Genomic DNA, 16164 nt, shown 5'->3' with positions numbered 1-16164 from the left:
GTTTTTTACCTCTTTGTTGATGTGCCGCGCCCCACGCAGCCAAGATTACTGTGGACAGTTAAGAGAGTTGCATAAGATGCTGGAAGCCTAACTTTGCGTATACTCCTAACTGGGGGTATACCCATTAGGTAAGGTAAAATATCGCTGCATATAACTGTGTTGCCTCTTGGACTTAATCTTTGTGGGTGACTTCCTCCTCAGTTGCTAATACACTCAATTAATCGATGATGCAACCACCCATTACAGTTGGCACTGTCTTGCAAAACCGTTACCGTATAATTCAAATTCTCGGAGAAGGAGGATTTGGTAGAACCTATTTGGCAGAAGACCAGAGGCGGTTTAACGAACTTTGCGCGATCAAGGAACTGATTTCAACAGCAAGTTCGCCTTTGGCTTGGGAGAAAGCACAAGAGCTTTTTCACCGAGAAGCTGCCATTTTGTATCAAATTGAACACTCACAAGTGCCTAAATTCCGGGAAAGATTTGAGCAAGACCAACGCTTATTTTTGGTGGAGGACTACGTTGCGGGTCAAACGTACCGAACTCTGTTGGCTGAACGTCAAGCTTTGGGTCAAACTTTCACAGAGGCTGAAGTATTGCGGCTAATACAGTTGTTGCTGCCTGTTTTAGAGCATATTCACAGTCGAGGGATTATTCACCGAGATATCTCACCAGAAAATATTATTTTGCGAGATAGTGATGCTAAACCTGTGTTGATTGACTTTGGGGTGGTAAAGGAACTGGCGACGCGTTTACGATCGCCAGAGAGTACAATGCCAGAAACCACTGTGGGAAAATTAGGTTATTCTCCCAGTGAACAAATGCAAGCAGGGGGAGCTTACCCTAGCAGTGATTTGTATGCGTTAGCAGTAAGTGCAATTGTTTTGCTGACTGGTAAAGAACCAAGGGATCTATTTGATGAAAACCAGCTAACTTGGAATTGGCAACGATGGGCAAAAGTGAGTCCGCGATTTGCTATGGTGTTGAATCGAATGTTGAATCATATACCGAGCGATCGCTATCAAAGTGCTGCTAGTGTGTCTCAAGCACTACAAGTTTCAGAGCAAGTCAGTCTTCCGCCCTTGAATACGTCTAACTTGCAGACAATAGCTGTTGGCCGCCGTCCTGACTCAGTACCACCAGCAGCCGCTTCGCCCAAGAAGAAACAACCCGATCCCGTGATTCCCCCAGAACCCACTAGTTCACTCTTAGATAATCCCTTAGCGATCGCAGCAATTGGTATTGCTGTCGTGATCGTCGCGGGATTCGGTTCTTGGGCACTAGTCAGTTCTATCCGCAGCCAGTCAAAAACACCAAATGAAACACTTCCGCAAAATTTCCCTTCCCCAGTAATTTCTGGTGGAACTACATTTACATCCACGCCCACACCCACCAGCGATCAACCTGTTGTATCTAGTAAAGCGCCTCGATCTGGGAGCAAATAACACAGCCACAGTTAAAGATACTCTCAAAACAAATCAAATAATCCGGTACACTTTTTTAGGGGAGGAAGGTGACAAGTTAACTGCGTTTATTGACCCAGGAAGCAGCGTTTTGCTAACAATTTTAACTCCTCCTAATCAACAACCAATTGATAATAAAAGTCAACAAGTAACATCATACCAAGATACGTTGCTGGTTACTGGTAGATATACTATTGAGTTAACCCTGGTTTCAGAAGTTGCCGAAAGCGATTACAACCTCAATGTTGCATTAGAAAAACCAGTCAAACCAACACCGACAGAGACGCCCTTACCAATTCCGACAGAAACACCTATCCCAATTCCCACAGAGACACCTATTCCAATTCCCACAGAAACACCTATCCCAATTCCAACAGAGACGCCCCTTCCAATACCGACAGAGACACCCCTACCAATTCCGACAGAGACACCTAGCCCACTTCCGACTACTGGTGAAACGCCAACTTTTCCGCCAGTTGATGAAACACAACCATTTTCTGGTCAGAGAAATTAATGTTAAATACACTACTGATTACTGGAACTGATACCGAAGCTGGTAAAACTGTTTTAACAACAGCATTAGCGGCCTATTGGCAAAAATATTACCCGCAGCGTAGCTGGGGAATCATGAAACCGATTCAATCAGGGATTGGCGATCGCGAGTGGTATCAAAACCTATTTGCGCTAGAACAATCTGCTGAAGAGATTACGCCTTTGTATTTTCAAGCACCTTTAGCGCCTCCCATCGCCGCAGCAAAAGAAAATCGCCAAGTAGATTTAGCTCTTGTGTGGCAAGCTTTATCTAAATTGCGATCGCAACGTGATTTTGTGCTTGTAGAAGCTTTGGGCGGGTTAGGTTCGCCAATAACCGAAGAATTGACGGTAGCTGATTTAGCAGGAGAATGGCGATTACCAACAGTATTGGTAGTGCCAGTGAGATTAGGAGCGATCGCTCAAGCAGTGGCAAATGTAGCATTAGCTAGACAATCGCGCGTGAATCTCAAAGGCATTGTTTTAAACTGCGTTCAACCCCGCACCGATGCAGAAATAGCCGATTGGACACCATATCAATTGATTCAATCACTTACTAACACGCCAGTTTTAGGCTGCTTACCTTATTTAGATAACCTGACTGACTTAGATAAATTTGCTCAAATAGCATCAGATTTAGATTGGGAAACCCTAATATTTCGGAACGATTAAACTAGCATTTCTTCGATGCCCTTTTTAGATCAATACGGTTCAGTTAAGGCTAAAAAATAAAACTGGTGTAGGTTGGGTTGAGGAACGAAACCCAACATTATCAAGGCTTTGTTGGGTTTTATACCAATTTATGAAAATCCTGATACATATAGATTTCTTGTAGGGGCATGGCATTGCCATGCCCTTACCAGCATATTTGTATGATTATTAAAGTGAAATGGTATAAAAGGATGTTTGAAAAGTCCTATTGTCGGTATCAAAAGTTTTAGATCCCCCTAAATCCCCCTTAAAAAGGGGGACTTTGAGAGCTTTTGCTTTTTGCCCCCCTTTTTAAGGGGGGTTGGGGGGATCAAAAGGCTCTGGCTGCAACTCTAGAAGACTTGTGTATACCCGTAGCCTTTTTAAGGAGAGCCAGCGCGGATCTAAAAGTGCGTAAAGTCACAGCAAAACACTTTTCAAACAACCTTTAAGGAAGCAATCTCAGTCTCTTGGCGAAAAACTACAGTTATCAAGGTAGACGAGATTTAGTTGTTTTCAATTATGTGGAATATAGGGATTTGGTAGGGGCGCATTACATCCAAAACAGAAACGCTATATTTTTTAGTCAAAAATTTTTTGGTGGGGTGATATCAAACCAAACGCAAGAGGGTAAGTTACATCTAGAACACACAACCACTTCCTACACCAGGGAAAACACTTATGAAAACCGAATTGAAAGCAAAGTTTCTCCAACACATTCTTAACAAAAAGAAAAACGAAGAAGGTTTCACCTTAATCGAATTGTTGGTTGTTATTATCATCATTGGTATTCTGTCAGCTATTGCTCTACCTTCTTTCTTGAACCAAGCTAATAAAGCGAAACAAGTTGAAGCAAAAACAACTATCGGTGCAATGAACAGAGCGCAACAAGCTTACTATTTAGAAAATAATAAGTTTGCTACACAAGATGATTTTGGTAAGTTAGGTCTTGGAGTCAAAACACAAACTGAAAATTATGAGTACGGTATTAGGGACGCTAGCTCGACTATAGTGACCAATTTCGCACAGCTTAAAACAGCTTTAAGTCCTCTCAAAGTTTACCTTGGTGGCGTAGGGGTGACAACTGTTGAATCTACAAGCGAAGCAACAACTGTAGCTTTATTATGTGAATCTGAACTCCCTGGAAATAATACAGCCGCAAAAACAGGGTCTGAATCATATACTGCCACTGAGATTCCAGTAGATGGTACTGCTACAAAATGTCACGATGGATATACGTCTTTAGCTAAGTAAATAGTTTATGCACTCATCAAGTAACTACTCAACGCTTCAATCAATTTCTTCAGTTGAGTTAGGTACTAGGCATAAGTGGATAGAATTATCTGTCCACTTTTATTTATTGAGATAATCGTCAAATACTCCCTGAACTCCATAATATTACCCATTTTATTACTTTGCTTATTAAATGGGTATTATTAATTGAGACAGGGAGTATTTCTATTTTATCCCCCACTTACTTAACTACTCATGATTACTAATATCACGAATTTCCAGGCTGAAGCTTATCAACATTTAATTGCAGGTGAATATGCTCAAGCAGCATATCTATATGAAAAAGCAATTACTGCTGAACCTGAAATAATCTCCAATTACTGGCATTTGGGGCTAACCCTACTGTTGCAAGGGCAAGAAACAGAAGCACAAATGACTTGGATGCTAGTAATAGCAGAAATTGAAGAAGAAAAAATTCAACTTCACACAACAGAATTAATTAAAGTTTTACAAGTAGAGGCAGAACGACGAGAATATCTCGAAGAATTTTCTATATCCTGGCTAATCCGTCAGCATATCCGAGAAATTAATCCCTCTGATATCAATAATTTGTTAGAGATTATTCAACTGTCTATCAAACTAGATAATTTTGATGGCACACAATTAAATGAGTCTGGAATTATCCTATTATTAAACTCTAGAGAAATTTTAGATTTAAATTCAGAATTATTAAACCAAGTCTTACAAAAAGTTCTTGAAACTCAACCTTTACATCCATCATATCTAGACTTAGTAGAAGCTTGTTTATTTTACTTTGCCAATCCACAGCAAGGCTTCAACATACTTCTACCTGCGGCAATTAAAATTGGTCATACATTCAAGCAGCCTAAAGTAGCAGCGCAGATTTTAGAGTTATATTTGCGCTTAGATCCAGAAGAACTAGAAACCTTACGACATTTAGCTATTTTTTATCAAGATTCTAAAAACTATGCATTGGGAATAGAAAAAGCTAAATTGTGTTATTCTCTATCAAAAAAACTAGCTGATAAAATTTTTGCTATTCATTTGGTGTTACGTGGGTTGATGACTGCTGGCGGATATTGGCAAGAAATATGCTCAACTAGCCAAGAGTTAGAATGTGTGCTGCAAGAATTTATCAAAGCACAGCCACTTGCAGTAGATGAAGTGAGAACTCTACGTCTACTTACCCCATCCTTTGCATTACCACATATTAAAGACAGTCCAGCCGAGTTTAGAAAAATTCATAATCAAATAGCGCAGATATTCCAGAATAATATTCAAGCTATAGCTCGTGAAGAAACAGCGCGTTACTCACAGCGAATTATAAATAATCAAAGATCAGGAATTTCTACCAAACCCTTAAAAATCGGATATGTATCTTATGCCTTAAGAAGACATTCTGTAGGCTGGCTAGCTCGCTGGCTAATACAGCATCATAATCGAGATAAATTTGAAATTTATAACTACTCAGTTAGCTATAAACTAGTAGATGATTTTTTACAAGAATGGTATGTAGATCAATCCTATAAGGCTCGAAAGTTAGGAATTAATGCCTTTGAAATTGCTGAACAAATATATGAAGATGAAATAGATATTTTAGTAGACCTAGATAGCATCACCTTAGATATTAGCAGTGAAGTGATGGCACTCAAGCCAGCACCAATTCAAGTAACTTGGCTGGGTTGGGATGCATCAGGTATACCTGCAATTGATTACTTCATCGCTGATCCTTATGTATTACCAGATTCAGCCCAGGATTATTATACAGAGAAAATTTGGCGATTACCCCATACTTATATAGCTGTTGATGGCTTTGAAGTAGGTGTACCTACACTACGTCGAGACGAGTTAGATATTCCTAGCGATGCTGTAATCTATCTCAGCGCTCAACGAGGATATAAACGTCATCCTGAAACCACAAAATGGCAAATGAAAATAATCAAAGAAGTCCCAAATAGCTACTTCTTGATTAAAGGTGACGCAGAAGAAGAAGCAATTAAAGAGTTTTTCTACAAAATAGCTGAAGAAGAGGGTGTAGAGTGTTCCAGACTGCGATTTTTGCCTCAAGATCCCTCTGAAACTGTCCACAGAGCAAATTTAACCATTGCTGATGTTGTATTAGATACATATCCCTACAACGGAGCTACTACAACCTTAGAAACCCTTTGGATGGGTATTCCCTTAGTAACTAGAGTTGGAGAGCAATTTGCCGCTCGTAATAGTTACACCATGATGATGAATGCAGGAATTACAGAAGGCATCGCCTGGACTGATGAAGAGTATATCCAGTGGGGTATCCGCTTGGGTAAAGATGCTGTATTAAGGCAGCAAATTGCTTGGAAACTGCGACAGTCAAGGCAAACATCACCTCTGTGGAATGGTAAGAAATTTGCCCGTGAAATGGAGAATGCCTATCAACAGATGTGGCAGAAATATAGCGGTTCTTAATCACATGGAATGTAGACCTAACCCCCAGCCCCTTCCCTACAAGGGAAGGGGAGTAAGATTCAAAGCCTCTTTCGTTTTAAAATAGAGGTTTGGAGAGAGGTTAGAGCGTATTGCATCCAAATGAGAAGCGATATGTAATTTACTACTACACAAGCAAAGTCCACCTTTGTGGACTGAGGAAAAAGCAAAATTTTTAACTTGTATAGGCAGGTTTTGCCCTATAGCGATATCACAGTTTCAGCAGATTGGCCCGACGCATGACGAGGGCGAAGATGCAAGGTGATTTCCGTATCGAGTCGCTTGAGGAAAATGAGGAGTTTGCCTTCGCTGAACCGTTGAAACTCTCCTTTCATCAAAAGAGATACTTCTGGTTGAGGAATGCCAAGAAGTTCGCTAATTTCGCGCTGTTTCAAGTTGCGTTGAGAGAGGAGGCGGAGTACCTCAATCCCTATTTTGCCCCGCGTAAAAAGTTCTGAAGCATTCGACAAACCCAGGTCAGCGAATACGTTGCCACTGCTTTCTTCAAAAACTGGTTCCTGTGTCATTATTGTTTTTCCGTTGCCACTGCGTCCTTAAACTTAAGCTACAGCACTTCCGGCAGCTATGAGGTACATCCTCAAAGCTAAAAGCTATGTTAGGAGAGAGGCAATAAGAAAAACTGTATTGCATAATAGCGGGAAGCGCTGTATCTACATGGCAGGATGGAAGAGCTTCTGCTTTGGCTTGTGCGATCGCTAGCTGTATATAAGATTCTTCACTGCCCGTAATTAGATCGCTTACCTGAAGTTCTCGCAAAAGTGCTGATCCCATCAAAGAACGGAATGAGTTTCCATTTCTTATGACGATTGGTAAACCAACTTCTAACGGGTCAATAAGATGTTATTTACTAAGCAAAATATTAAGATTATATAAAGATTTACGATGAATCTACCTAATGCCAGATGTTTGCGATATCCTAAATAACGTTTATAATGAACAACAGCAGACATTTCTACTCTGCTTAGTAAAATTGGGGTTTTGTGGTAGTAATTACCGTACAAAACCGAATTTAGTACTAACTTAGTAGAGTTTGTTATGGTATGGTTAGAAAGTTGAGACTAGCTTTACCAAATTACCCCACTCTACGACCCGTCAACAATTGCAGAATGGGAAGCAGTTTTAATCAAGTATTTACCAACAAAATCAGAATTCAATCGAGGTTATGACTCAAAAAGTGATTCACCCGATGGTGAAATTGCAGCGCAACGTGCAATCACTCATAGAATCGAACATTATCAAGCCAAGCGATAGCATCTGGAAAATCGCTTTGCTCTACGGTAATGAATGGCAGCACTGGAAACAGGAACTGCAAGACTTTGGCTTTAGTATGCAAGACCCAGTTAGTGAATTGCTAGCTGTAGAAACTTGGGATGAGGAATAGGGAATAGGGAATAGGGAGTAGGGAATAGGGAATAGGAATTTTTAATATTCACCACTCCCCACTCCCCACTCCCTAAACTTGGCAACCAGCTAACGCCGCAGCTAATTCCTTTGCAGTTTGATAGCGATCGCGTGGCAATGGTTCTGTAACGTGGTCAATCACATCTCTTAATTGGGAACTAATGGTGGGAACTTTTGCCACATCAAACCTGAAGTTTCGCCCCCGTTGGCGGTAATACTTGAAAGGGTTTTCGCCTGTGAGCAAAAAAATCAATGTTGGCCCAATTGCATATAAATCAGATTGAGTCAAAGGTTGTCCTCGTTCTTGTTCGGGGGCGCAGTAACCTTCTGCACCAATTCTAGTACCGGGCGCTGTACCAATCTCTTTAACAGCGCCAAAATCAAGTACTACTATGCGATTTAGTGAACTTCGCACCATTAAGTTGGCGGGTTTAATATCGCGGTGAATTAGTGGAGGCTCTTGGCTATGAAGATATTCTAAAATATCACAAATTTGAATCATCCAAGCGATCGCCTGGCTTGGTGTCACTGGGCCAGTGGTATAGACACGTTTCTCTAAATCTTGTCCCTGGATTAATTCCATTGCCAAGTATTTCTTGCCATCTTCTACAAAGAAATCGTAATACTTGGGAATTCCCGGATGGTTAAGGGATTTGAGAGTATGCGCCTCCCGCTCAAATAACTCTTGAGCTTTGGCAATTTTTGCCATATCGGCATTCATTTCCTTCAATACCAGCACTTTGGGCATACCCACAATCTGACCAGCTGCATCCCAAGCGAGATAGGTAGTACCCATCCCTCCTTGTCCAAGAGTTCGCAACACCTGATAATGTCGAATCTTCTGTTGCACTGAGAGAGGTTGACCGCAGTGGATGCAGAATAAATTATTTGGCGAGTTACCTTCATGCGTGCAAGTGTAAGATGAATTTGCCAGATATTTTGCTGAGTAGAATGTCTCAACAGCATTTTCTTCTGTCCCCGGCATTTGTGGCGATCGCACACTAGTTTCCAGTACTGTTACATCCTGAATTTGGAATTGCAGTATTGGGCCTCCCTGCGCCAGTTGCAACAGAGAATTATCTGGCAACGGACTCTGAATTACAAGAATACCGTTGAGAAAAGTCCCATTTGTACCCTGACTAATCAGCTGCCAAGTACCGCCATTGCTAGCAGAACCGACTTGTCGAAGTTCTAGATGATGCCGCGAAACTAAACTATCAGTTAAAACAACGTGATTATCTGCCGCTCGACCAATCCGAATTATGGAGGAGTTCTCAAAGCACCACTGCTGGAGGGGCGTTTTCTGTTGCGGTTCTAACAGGGTCAGACTAACCACAATACAACCTACAAGGTAAATGATCTGGGATTGGGCATTGGGCATTGGGCATTGGGCATTAAACTTATCCGTAAATTAGGTTTTGACCCATGATTTATAAAGCTTTGAGGTTAATTTGCGGATTTGTCAATTGGGAATTAGAGATTGTTCTTTCTTCTTATTACCCATGCTCTATGCCCCATGCCCATTTCTTTTCAACTTTCCAAATTTGGGCGTACTTTTGCCCGAATTAGTATACCAGTAATGTTGTCATGACCATTGTGTTGATTGGCTAACTCAATTAAATCTGTAACGCCCCGTTCTAAGTTAGCACCAGAACTAAGTAAGGGTTCTAAGTGAGTCTGCCAATGGGTTTCTATTAAATCATTATCTGATAGACCGTCCGATACCAACAGCAAAAGAGTATCTTCATTGATCTCGAAAAAGCCGACATCGGGATTAATCGCGTTGTCATCACGAGGCCCTAAAGCTTGGGTTAGTTGGTAGGCGTCTGGGCGGGCATAAGCGATGCTTGCTTCCACTCCTCGCATAATTTCCCGTTGCCCAACTTCGTGATCTACTGTGACTTGTTCTAGCCCCTGCTTGCGCGTCAAACGATAGAGACGGCTATCTCCTACATGAGCAAATGCTGCTTGAGTATCTTGAATTAACAGCATTACCAGAGTTGTACCCATACGCCCTACTCCAGAACGGGCATCTTGTTGGTTAAGTTTGTAAATCGCCTCATTAGCTAAATACACTGCTTCACGAATACTATCTTCTGTTGGCAGTTGGTTTGTAATCCAGTGTTCTTGAAAGTATTGCCGTAGGGTGTTAACTGCCAACTCACTGGCTATCTCGCCGCCAGCGTGTCCACCCATACCATCACAGAGAATATACAAACCATGCCCTTGCAGAACTCGACTTTTGGGAAATTCCAGTTTATTACTTTTGGTTTCAATGCCAAAGTAGTCTTCGTTATGATGACGTTGACGACCCACATCTGTGCGTCCCGCATCTTCCAAACTACTTAACTGCATCGCTAGCACAACAGTTGGCATATCATCAGCTTTGCTAATGATATCTTCTGGCTCATCTGATTGCGGGATAGTGGACACAGCAGTATTTTCCTCCTTTACTGGGGGCAAAGTTGCGGTTGCTAACGCTTCCAGTTCAATAGAGATTTCCTCTAAACGCGATCGCAAATGTGCGATCGTCTCAATCTTACCTACCTCTAAATCCCCCAACATTTGGACTACAGAGCCAAATTGAGTGCGTTGAGACTGCCGAAATAGCGCTTGCCAAACCCGCCCCAAAGCTTGGATAGTTAATGCTTCCTCTGGAATGGCAGATGTTTCGGCTTGGGCATCTTCTGGCAACTCAGTGGCAACCTGAGAATTCGATGATTCTACATACAACCTTTGTAGCGCTAGTGTTTGATCCTCATCCAATCGCAAATTCGACAAATCTAAAAGGCTTTGACGACAATTTACTGGTTCCAACACTGCCCAAAGTTGGGCCATTTCATAACACCAGTGTAAAATTTTTAACGAACTCGTTGTTTCTTCTTGCCATAGGTCGACTAAATGCTGCCAATCCGAGCGATCTTCGATGATGACTACCTGTATATCACCCTGTTGCCATGCATCGTGAATCGGCGGTATACCCCGCTCACCTTGGGATTGTAAGGCAATATAAAGTTTAGCAAGGTGAGGAATTCCCCTTGCTTCCACTGATGGGGTTAGCAAATCTGATTCCTGACTTGCTAGCACTGCCTCAATGGGTGATATTTGATATGGCTGGCAGTCTAAAACTCTCACACCCACATCAGTAATGGTGGCAGTTTCCGTTTGGGTAGGTAGCGGATCTAACAATTGATAGCGCTCTTGGGAGTCTAAATAGGAGCCTAATAGAATCTGAGTTGGGGATAGAGGAGATGAGGAAGATATTGCTTCCTTATCTCCCAAATCTTCTTGATCTCCTAAAGCTTCCCCAGTTGTTTCTTTAGTAATAATTGCCCAAAACACTGTTCCACATTCCGTGCCACAGTTATAACAACTTAGTGCATTCACAGGGACATCATCAGTACTGCATTCAGGACAGACCTTGTGAGTCAGGGATGTGCCACAGCTTTGACAGAATTTATTGCTATTGGGGTTTTCAAATTTACACTGAGGGCAAATCAGCATAGTGGAAGTTCCTCTATTCCCGTTCCAAGGTGCTTCTAGCCACTATAAGATCCAAGGTCGCCACAATTGGCTATCCCTGACTAAAGTAGACCTACATAGAAATTGTAGTTTATCAATTAATTTTGGTGGCAGTATTAATTGTGACGCATATTCGATCAATATTTAATATATTGGCAGCGAATTCTTTATAAATGGGGAATAAAGAAGGGAATAGGTTACGGGTGACAGGTGACAGATTATTTTCTCTAACCTGTCACCTGTCACCTCTCCCCCCCCAATGCCCAATTGTTAAGAGTCTGGCAATTGTGGAGGTTCAGCGTTAAACCATTTTTGATAAATTTGCTTGTAAGTGCCATTGGATAACAAAGTCGCTATACCTCTGTTAATTTCATCTAGATGGGGGGAATCCTTGGGCGTAGCAATTCCGTAGTATTCTTCAGTCAGAAGGTCGGCAACAACTCTGATGCCTTGGAGTTTGCCATTTTTAATCGCATACAAGGTAGCAAAAGCATCGCTAACCACAGCATCAACGTTGCCATTGAGCAAGTCTTGGAAAAATTCTGGCCCAGAATTAAAAGTACTAATTTTGGCGTTGGGGATGGTTTTGGCAAAATCGGCCCCAGTTGAACCAATTTGGACAGCAATTTTTTTACCTTTGAGACTATTGAAATCTTTAATATTTTGGTTGTCTTCGCGGACTGCGATCGCAAGTCCGGCTTTAAAATAAGGTCGGGAAAAAGCAATTGTTTTCCGGCGTTCGGCGGTAATAGTGATTCCGCTAATTGCTGCATCAACTCTTTTAGCTTGCAAAGTCGATATCATGCCATCAAAAGGCAGACTTTCAAACTGGACTGCAAAACCTGCTACCTTTGCAATCGCATTCATCAAATCAATATCAAAACCTTCTAACTTACCGTCAGCCTTTTGAAATTCAAAAGGGACAAAGGTGGGGTCTGTGGCCACCTTGAGAGATTTAGCATCTGGGTTAATAGTGGGATATAAACTCTGACAGCCAATAATCAATAGCAGGAAGCCTAAGCTGAGAATTAGCTGCTCCCACTTGAAGTTAATTAATTTCACTATAGTAATTTTGTTCTAGTGATTAATATTTACAATACTTGTCATGATGTTATAAGAAATAATACATACGTATGCTTTTTCACTAATTGCCTTTTTGTGTGTTCTCTATTCTGACTTCCAATTTTGAATTCCTTATGGCTTCTACCACTTCTGCTTATCGAATTACTGATTTGTTCGCCGAACGAGCTAGAAATATCGCACCACCAACTTATGGTACAGAGTTAACCAAAATCATCAGCGTCAGCTTTGCTTATGGTCTAGCTGACCCAATTCTCTTTCCCCATGCTGATTTAGCTGCTGCAAGTGCTGCTGTGCTAGCAAAAGAGGCTCCGATCGCTCTCAACTATGGCCCACCTTCAGCCCAATTGTATGAGCAAATTATCCTCCGCTTGCAGGCTAAAGGAATCACTGCTGATCGCGATCGCCTGATCATTGGCTATGGTTCTGGTCAGATTCTCGGCTTGCTACCAGATGTATTTGTTGAACCTGGTGATGTCGTAATTGTCGAAGGCCCAACCTTTTTGGGAGTAGTGAGTAGATTTGTCCAAGCTGGCGCACGCGTAATTACCATTCCTGTAGATGAGATGGGAATGGATGTAGATGCTCTAGAAGAAACTTTGAGCGATTTCAAGAAACAAGGCATTCGACCCCGGTTTATTTACACTATCCCCACTTTTCATAATCCCACAGGCGCTACTATGCCGTTATTTCGCCGCCAAAAGCTGTTAGGGTTAGCGGCTGAGTATGGCGTTTTGGTGGTGGAAGACGATGCTTATGGCGATTTGCGCTTCCAAGGTGAAACTGTGCCCTCCTTGGCAAGCCTTGACAAGGAAGGGTGGGTTTTATACGTGAGTACCTTCTCGAAAATTATTGCCCCTGGTATCCGGCTAGGCTGGGCTTGTGGCGATCCAGCGATTATTGAGCGCTTGGCAATGTTCAAAAGTGAGGGGCCTGTGGGGCCATTTGTCAGCCATGTGGTCGCCCGCTACTGTGCTACAGGCAAATTAGACTATCACATTCAGGAGCTAATCGCCTATTACAACCATAAGTGTAATTTGTTGTTAGAAGCGATCGCACACGAGTTTCCTAGTGATGTCGTTGCTTTGCGACCAGGTGGGGGCTTTTTCGTTTGGTGTAAATTGCCACCAAATATTAGCGCTCAAGCACTCCTAACTGCTGCCAATGAACATGGGGTCAGTTTTCTGCCAGGGACTCGCTGCTATGCCAATGGACAGGGAGATGATGCCATCAGGTTAGCTTTTAGCTTTCAAACAACCGAGAAGATTCTTGAGGGAATTGCTCTTTTGGGAGCAGTGTTGCGCGGATGGGGGTAATTCGTAATTCGTAATTCTATCTCGTTCCCAGTCTCTGGCTGGGAATGGCTTAGAAGGAAGGCGGGAGCCTTCCTTCTAAGCCACAGAACTGCAACGAAAAGCATTTCCTTCTTAGACCTGGAAACAAGATTTAAAATTTTGTAATCTTTAAAAAATTTGTTCTAAGCGTTGGAAATCGCGCTGGACTTCATACCAGAGACTTTTATTATGTGGGTCTGTTTTCAAAGCTTTTTTGAGATAAATTCTGGCTTTGAGTAGTTGTTTTTCGGAGATTAGCGCCCGTCCCCAAATTTGATAAGCGATCGCTAGCCATTGGCGAACTTCTGCATCTGTTGATAAACGATCTGCTAAAGCTTCCGCCAGGGCGATCGCTTGCGGAAATCGTCTTTCTTGCAAAAATCGCTGCAATTGCTCATAAGTCTTCCACTTCAGCCGTTCTTCTATTTCCAACAGATTCGGCGGCTTTGGTTTCCCTGATTCTTGGCTTGTCACCGTTGTTACTGGTGTTTTTTGCCGTTGCGTTGCCTTGGCATCATCATCTCTAGATGTTGACACATGACTTGAATGTGCAACAGTTTCCTCTGGCAGTACCACCGTCAGCAGGAGTTTGTACGCCTCTGTCAACGCAATAAACTTATCTTTGGCTTTGTTGTCATCGGGGTTGATATCGGGATGATATTGCTGCGCCAATCGTCGATAAGACGCTTTGATGTCAGCAAAAGAAGCTCCCGACCTTAAACCCAATAAACGGTAGCAATCTCCAAGATCCATCTTGAGCTATGAGCTATCGAATATCCAGCTAGAGGCTATTAGCTATCTGCTTTAAGCCTGAACTATTAATAATAAGGGCTAATTTGCTATTTTAAAGTTCAATGTTGACAGTTTGTTTATAAAAGGGCATGGGGCATTGGGCATGGGGCATTGGGCATGGGGCATTGGGCATGGGGCATTGGGAATGGGGCATTGGGAATGGGGCAATTAATTATTCTTTCCCTGCTTCCCCTGCTCCTCTGCTCCTCTGCCCCTCTGCCTTCCTATTCCCCAGTAATTACAGAGGTTCGTTCTTCAATCACACGGTCAATTAAACCGTATTCCTTAGCCTCTTGAGCAGACATGAAAAAGTCACGATCCATATCTTTTTCAATTTTTTCTATGGTCTGACCGGTTTTATCGGCATAAATGCCATTGAGCTGGTGACGAATTCGCAGAATCTCTTTAGCTTCAATTTCGATATCGGTTGCTTGTCCACGGGTTCCACCTGAAGGCTGGTGAATCATAATCCGTGAGTGAGGCAATGCTAGCCGTTTGCCTTTAGTGCCAGCCGCTAGCAAAAAAGATCCCATTGAAGCAGCTAAACCTACGCAAATAGTCACTACATCTGATTTGATATGTTGCATGGTGTCAAAAATAGCCATGCCAGATGTAACCATTCCACCGGGGGAATTGATGTATATATAAATATCTTTACCTGGATCGTCTGAATCCAGATACAGCATTACAGCGATGATTTGATTGGCGATTTCATCATCAATATCTCGCCCCAAGAAAATAATCCGTTCCCGGTAAAGGCGATCGTAGATACTAATCCAATCTGTATATTGTCCACCGGGCATCCGGTAAGGAACTTTAGGAACGCCTATAGGCATAATTTACTCCGTTTTTAATTAGTCATTAGTCATTAGTCATTGGTCATTGGTCATTGGTCATTAATAATTTTTGGTTATTAACAAAGGACAAAGGACGAATGACAAATTAAAGAACACTGGCAGGGAGTGGGGGATTTGCGAGTTCTTCTTTCTCAAAAACTCGGTCAATCAGTCCATATTCCTTAGCTTCGTAGGGTGTTAAATATAACAACCGATCCATGTCTTTAGTAATTTTTTCTGGAGGCTGTCCAGTGGTGCGATGTAAAATATCAACTAACGCCCCTTTATTTACCAAAACTTCCCTGGCGCGAATTTGAATATCCGTTGCTTGACCTTGGGCGTAGCTCTTGGGCTGATGCAGGATAATCGAGGAGTGAGGCAAACTAGCGCGGCAACCTTTTGTACCAGCACTGAGAAGCATCGCTGCCATACCCATCGCGGAACCGACGCAGATGGTGTGGATAGGAGGCTTGATATATTTCATGGTGTCAAAGATGGCGAAGGCTTCGGTTTCAAAGCCAATGGGTTCGCCACTATAACCGGAAGTGCCGGTGGAATTGATATAGATTTTAATCGGTTTTTCGGGGTCGTCGGATTGCAAAAACAGCAATTCGGCCACGATTAATTCCGTGACAGCAGGTACCAGTGGCATCCCAATATAGACGATTCGCTCCTTCAATAAGAGGGAAGGTAAATCTGGCGGTGGTGTCCGGTAAGAGCTATCGCCGTAATATGGGGCTTGAACAGCTTTGATTGGGGAAATGTCCATAGCAA

Annotated in this window: 13 protein-coding genes and 1 pseudogene; 6 read left to right on the top strand and 8 right to left on the bottom strand. The window is 42.4% G+C overall.

The window, feature by feature from the left end:
- Nucleotides 1-227 precede the first annotated feature (227 nt).
- The 4 genes and pseudogenes from ANSO36C_RS29675 (at nt 228) to ANSO36C_RS29660 (ending at nt 6386) form a co-directional block, all read left to right on the top strand.
- Nucleotides 228-1977, top strand: a pseudogene (locus ANSO36C_RS29675) (protein kinase domain-containing protein).
- Nucleotides 1977-2666: a dethiobiotin synthase gene (gene bioD, locus ANSO36C_RS29670; protein ID WP_251957675.1), complete on the top strand. Its 690-nt coding sequence runs from the start codon at nt 1977-1979 to the stop codon at nt 2664-2666. The pseudogene ANSO36C_RS29675 and the gene bioD overlap by 1 nt, the downstream one beginning before the upstream one ends.
- A 699-nt stretch (nt 2667-3365) precedes the next feature.
- Entirely contained in the window at nt 3366-3938 is a 573-nt protein-coding gene (locus tag ANSO36C_RS29665; RefSeq protein WP_251957674.1) for a type IV pilin-like G/H family protein, read from the top strand.
- Nucleotides 3939-4172: 234 nt separating this feature from the next.
- Nucleotides 4173-6386, top strand: a complete 2214-nt coding sequence (locus tag ANSO36C_RS29660; RefSeq protein ID WP_251957673.1) for an O-linked N-acetylglucosamine transferase, SPINDLY family protein — start codon at nt 4173-4175, stop codon at nt 6384-6386.
- A gap of 218 nt (nt 6387-6604) precedes the next feature.
- Here ANSO36C_RS29660 and ANSO36C_RS29655 read toward each other — a convergent pair whose 3' ends face one another.
- Together ANSO36C_RS29655 and ANSO36C_RS29650 are read right to left on the bottom strand one after the other, a co-directional pair.
- Nucleotides 6605-6931 carry a helix-turn-helix domain-containing protein gene (locus tag ANSO36C_RS29655; RefSeq protein WP_251957672.1) on the bottom strand — a complete coding sequence of 109 codons (327 nt, stop codon included), beginning with the start codon at nt 6929-6931 and terminating at the stop codon, nt 6605-6607.
- Entirely contained in the window at nt 6909-7196 is a 288-nt protein-coding gene (locus ANSO36C_RS29650) for a hypothetical protein (RefSeq protein ID WP_251957671.1), read from the bottom strand. The genes ANSO36C_RS29655 and ANSO36C_RS29650 overlap by 23 nt, the downstream gene beginning before the upstream one ends.
- A gap of 391 nt (nt 7197-7587) precedes the next feature.
- On the opposite strand from ANSO36C_RS29650, the gene ANSO36C_RS29645 reads away from it, so the two are divergent.
- The gene (locus ANSO36C_RS29645) at nt 7588-7806 is read left to right on the top strand and encodes a DUF4327 family protein (protein WP_251957670.1); all 219 of its coding nucleotides are present in this window, start codon (nt 7588-7590) and stop codon (nt 7804-7806) included.
- A 72-nt stretch (nt 7807-7878) separates the two neighbouring features.
- Here the strand turns inward: ANSO36C_RS29645 and ANSO36C_RS29640 are convergent, their stop codons facing one another.
- From ANSO36C_RS29640 to ANSO36C_RS29630, 3 genes are all read right to left on the bottom strand, one after another.
- The gene (locus ANSO36C_RS29640; protein WP_251960476.1) at nt 7879-9162 is read right to left on the bottom strand and encodes a protein kinase domain-containing protein; all 1284 of its coding nucleotides are present in this window, start codon (nt 9160-9162) and stop codon (nt 7879-7881) included.
- Nucleotides 9163-9356: 194 nt separating this feature from the next.
- Complete coding sequence (locus ANSO36C_RS29635; RefSeq protein ID WP_251957669.1) at nt 9357-11330, bottom strand: serine/threonine phosphatase; 1974 nt, start codon at nt 11328-11330, stop codon at nt 9357-9359.
- 288 nt (nt 11331-11618) lie between these two features.
- Nucleotides 11619-12410, bottom strand: coding sequence for a basic amino acid ABC transporter substrate-binding protein (locus ANSO36C_RS29630; RefSeq protein WP_323374535.1), 792 nt, complete (start codon nt 12408-12410; stop codon nt 11619-11621).
- Between the two features lie 134 nt (nt 12411-12544).
- Here ANSO36C_RS29630 and ANSO36C_RS29625 point away from each other — a divergent pair, with 134 nt between their 5' ends.
- Nucleotides 12545-13744, top strand: a complete 1200-nt coding sequence (locus tag ANSO36C_RS29625; protein ID WP_251957668.1) for an aminotransferase-like domain-containing protein — start codon at nt 12545-12547, stop codon at nt 13742-13744.
- A gap of 147 nt (nt 13745-13891) precedes the next feature.
- On the opposite strand, the gene ANSO36C_RS29620 is transcribed toward ANSO36C_RS29625, so the two are convergent.
- From ANSO36C_RS29620 to ANSO36C_RS29610, 3 genes are all read right to left on the bottom strand, one after another.
- Nucleotides 13892-14515, bottom strand: coding sequence for a J domain-containing protein (locus ANSO36C_RS29620; RefSeq protein WP_251957667.1), 624 nt, complete (start codon nt 14513-14515; stop codon nt 13892-13894).
- A gap of 263 nt (nt 14516-14778) precedes the next feature.
- Nucleotides 14779-15390 (bottom strand): ATP-dependent Clp protease proteolytic subunit, encoded by a 612-nt coding sequence (locus ANSO36C_RS29615; RefSeq protein WP_251957666.1) that lies wholly within the window; start codon nt 15388-15390, stop codon nt 14779-14781.
- A 106-nt stretch (nt 15391-15496) separates the two neighbouring features.
- Nucleotides 15497-16159 (bottom strand): ATP-dependent Clp protease proteolytic subunit, encoded by a 663-nt coding sequence (locus tag ANSO36C_RS29610; RefSeq protein WP_251957665.1) that lies wholly within the window; start codon nt 16157-16159, stop codon nt 15497-15499.
- Between the last annotated feature and the right edge of the window lie 5 nt (nt 16160-16164).

Origin of the sequence: Nostoc cf. commune SO-36 (assembly GCF_023734775.1) — a bacterium.
Taxonomy (GTDB): Bacteria; Cyanobacteriota; Cyanobacteriia; order Cyanobacteriales; family Nostocaceae; genus Nostoc; species Nostoc commune_A.
Note: the sequence above shows the minus strand (reverse complement) of the source record. Positions and strands in the feature narration are given on the sequence as shown.

Bases quoted from the DNA above. Each gene is read 5' to 3' on its own strand.
- bioD (WP_251957675.1), top strand. From the start codon at position 1,977: ATGTTAAATACACTACTGATTACTGGAACTGATACCGAAGCTGGTAAA.
- ANSO36C_RS29665 (WP_251957674.1), top strand. From the start codon at position 3,366: ATGAAAACCGAATTGAAAGCAAAGTTTCTCCAACACATTCTTAACAAA.
- ANSO36C_RS29660 (WP_251957673.1), top strand. From the start codon at position 4,173: ATGATTACTAATATCACGAATTTCCAGGCTGAAGCTTATCAACATTTA.
- ANSO36C_RS29655 (WP_251957672.1), bottom strand. From the start codon at position 6,931: ATGACACAGGAACCAGTTTTTGAAGAAAGCAGTGGCAACGTATTCGCT.
- ANSO36C_RS29650 (WP_251957671.1), bottom strand. From the start codon at position 7,196: ATGGGATCAGCACTTTTGCGAGAACTTCAGGTAAGCGATCTAATTACG.
- ANSO36C_RS29645 (WP_251957670.1), top strand. From the start codon at position 7,588: ATGACTCAAAAAGTGATTCACCCGATGGTGAAATTGCAGCGCAACGTG.
- ANSO36C_RS29635 (WP_251957669.1), bottom strand. From the start codon at position 11,330: ATGCTGATTTGCCCTCAGTGTAAATTTGAAAACCCCAATAGCAATAAA.
- ANSO36C_RS29625 (WP_251957668.1), top strand. From the start codon at position 12,545: ATGGCTTCTACCACTTCTGCTTATCGAATTACTGATTTGTTCGCCGAA.
- ANSO36C_RS29620 (WP_251957667.1), bottom strand. From the start codon at position 14,515: ATGGATCTTGGAGATTGCTACCGTTTATTGGGTTTAAGGTCGGGAGCT.
- ANSO36C_RS29615 (WP_251957666.1), bottom strand. From the start codon at position 15,390: ATGCCTATAGGCGTTCCTAAAGTTCCTTACCGGATGCCCGGTGGACAA.
- ANSO36C_RS29610 (WP_251957665.1), bottom strand. From the start codon at position 16,159: ATGGACATTTCCCCAATCAAAGCTGTTCAAGCCCCATATTACGGCGAT.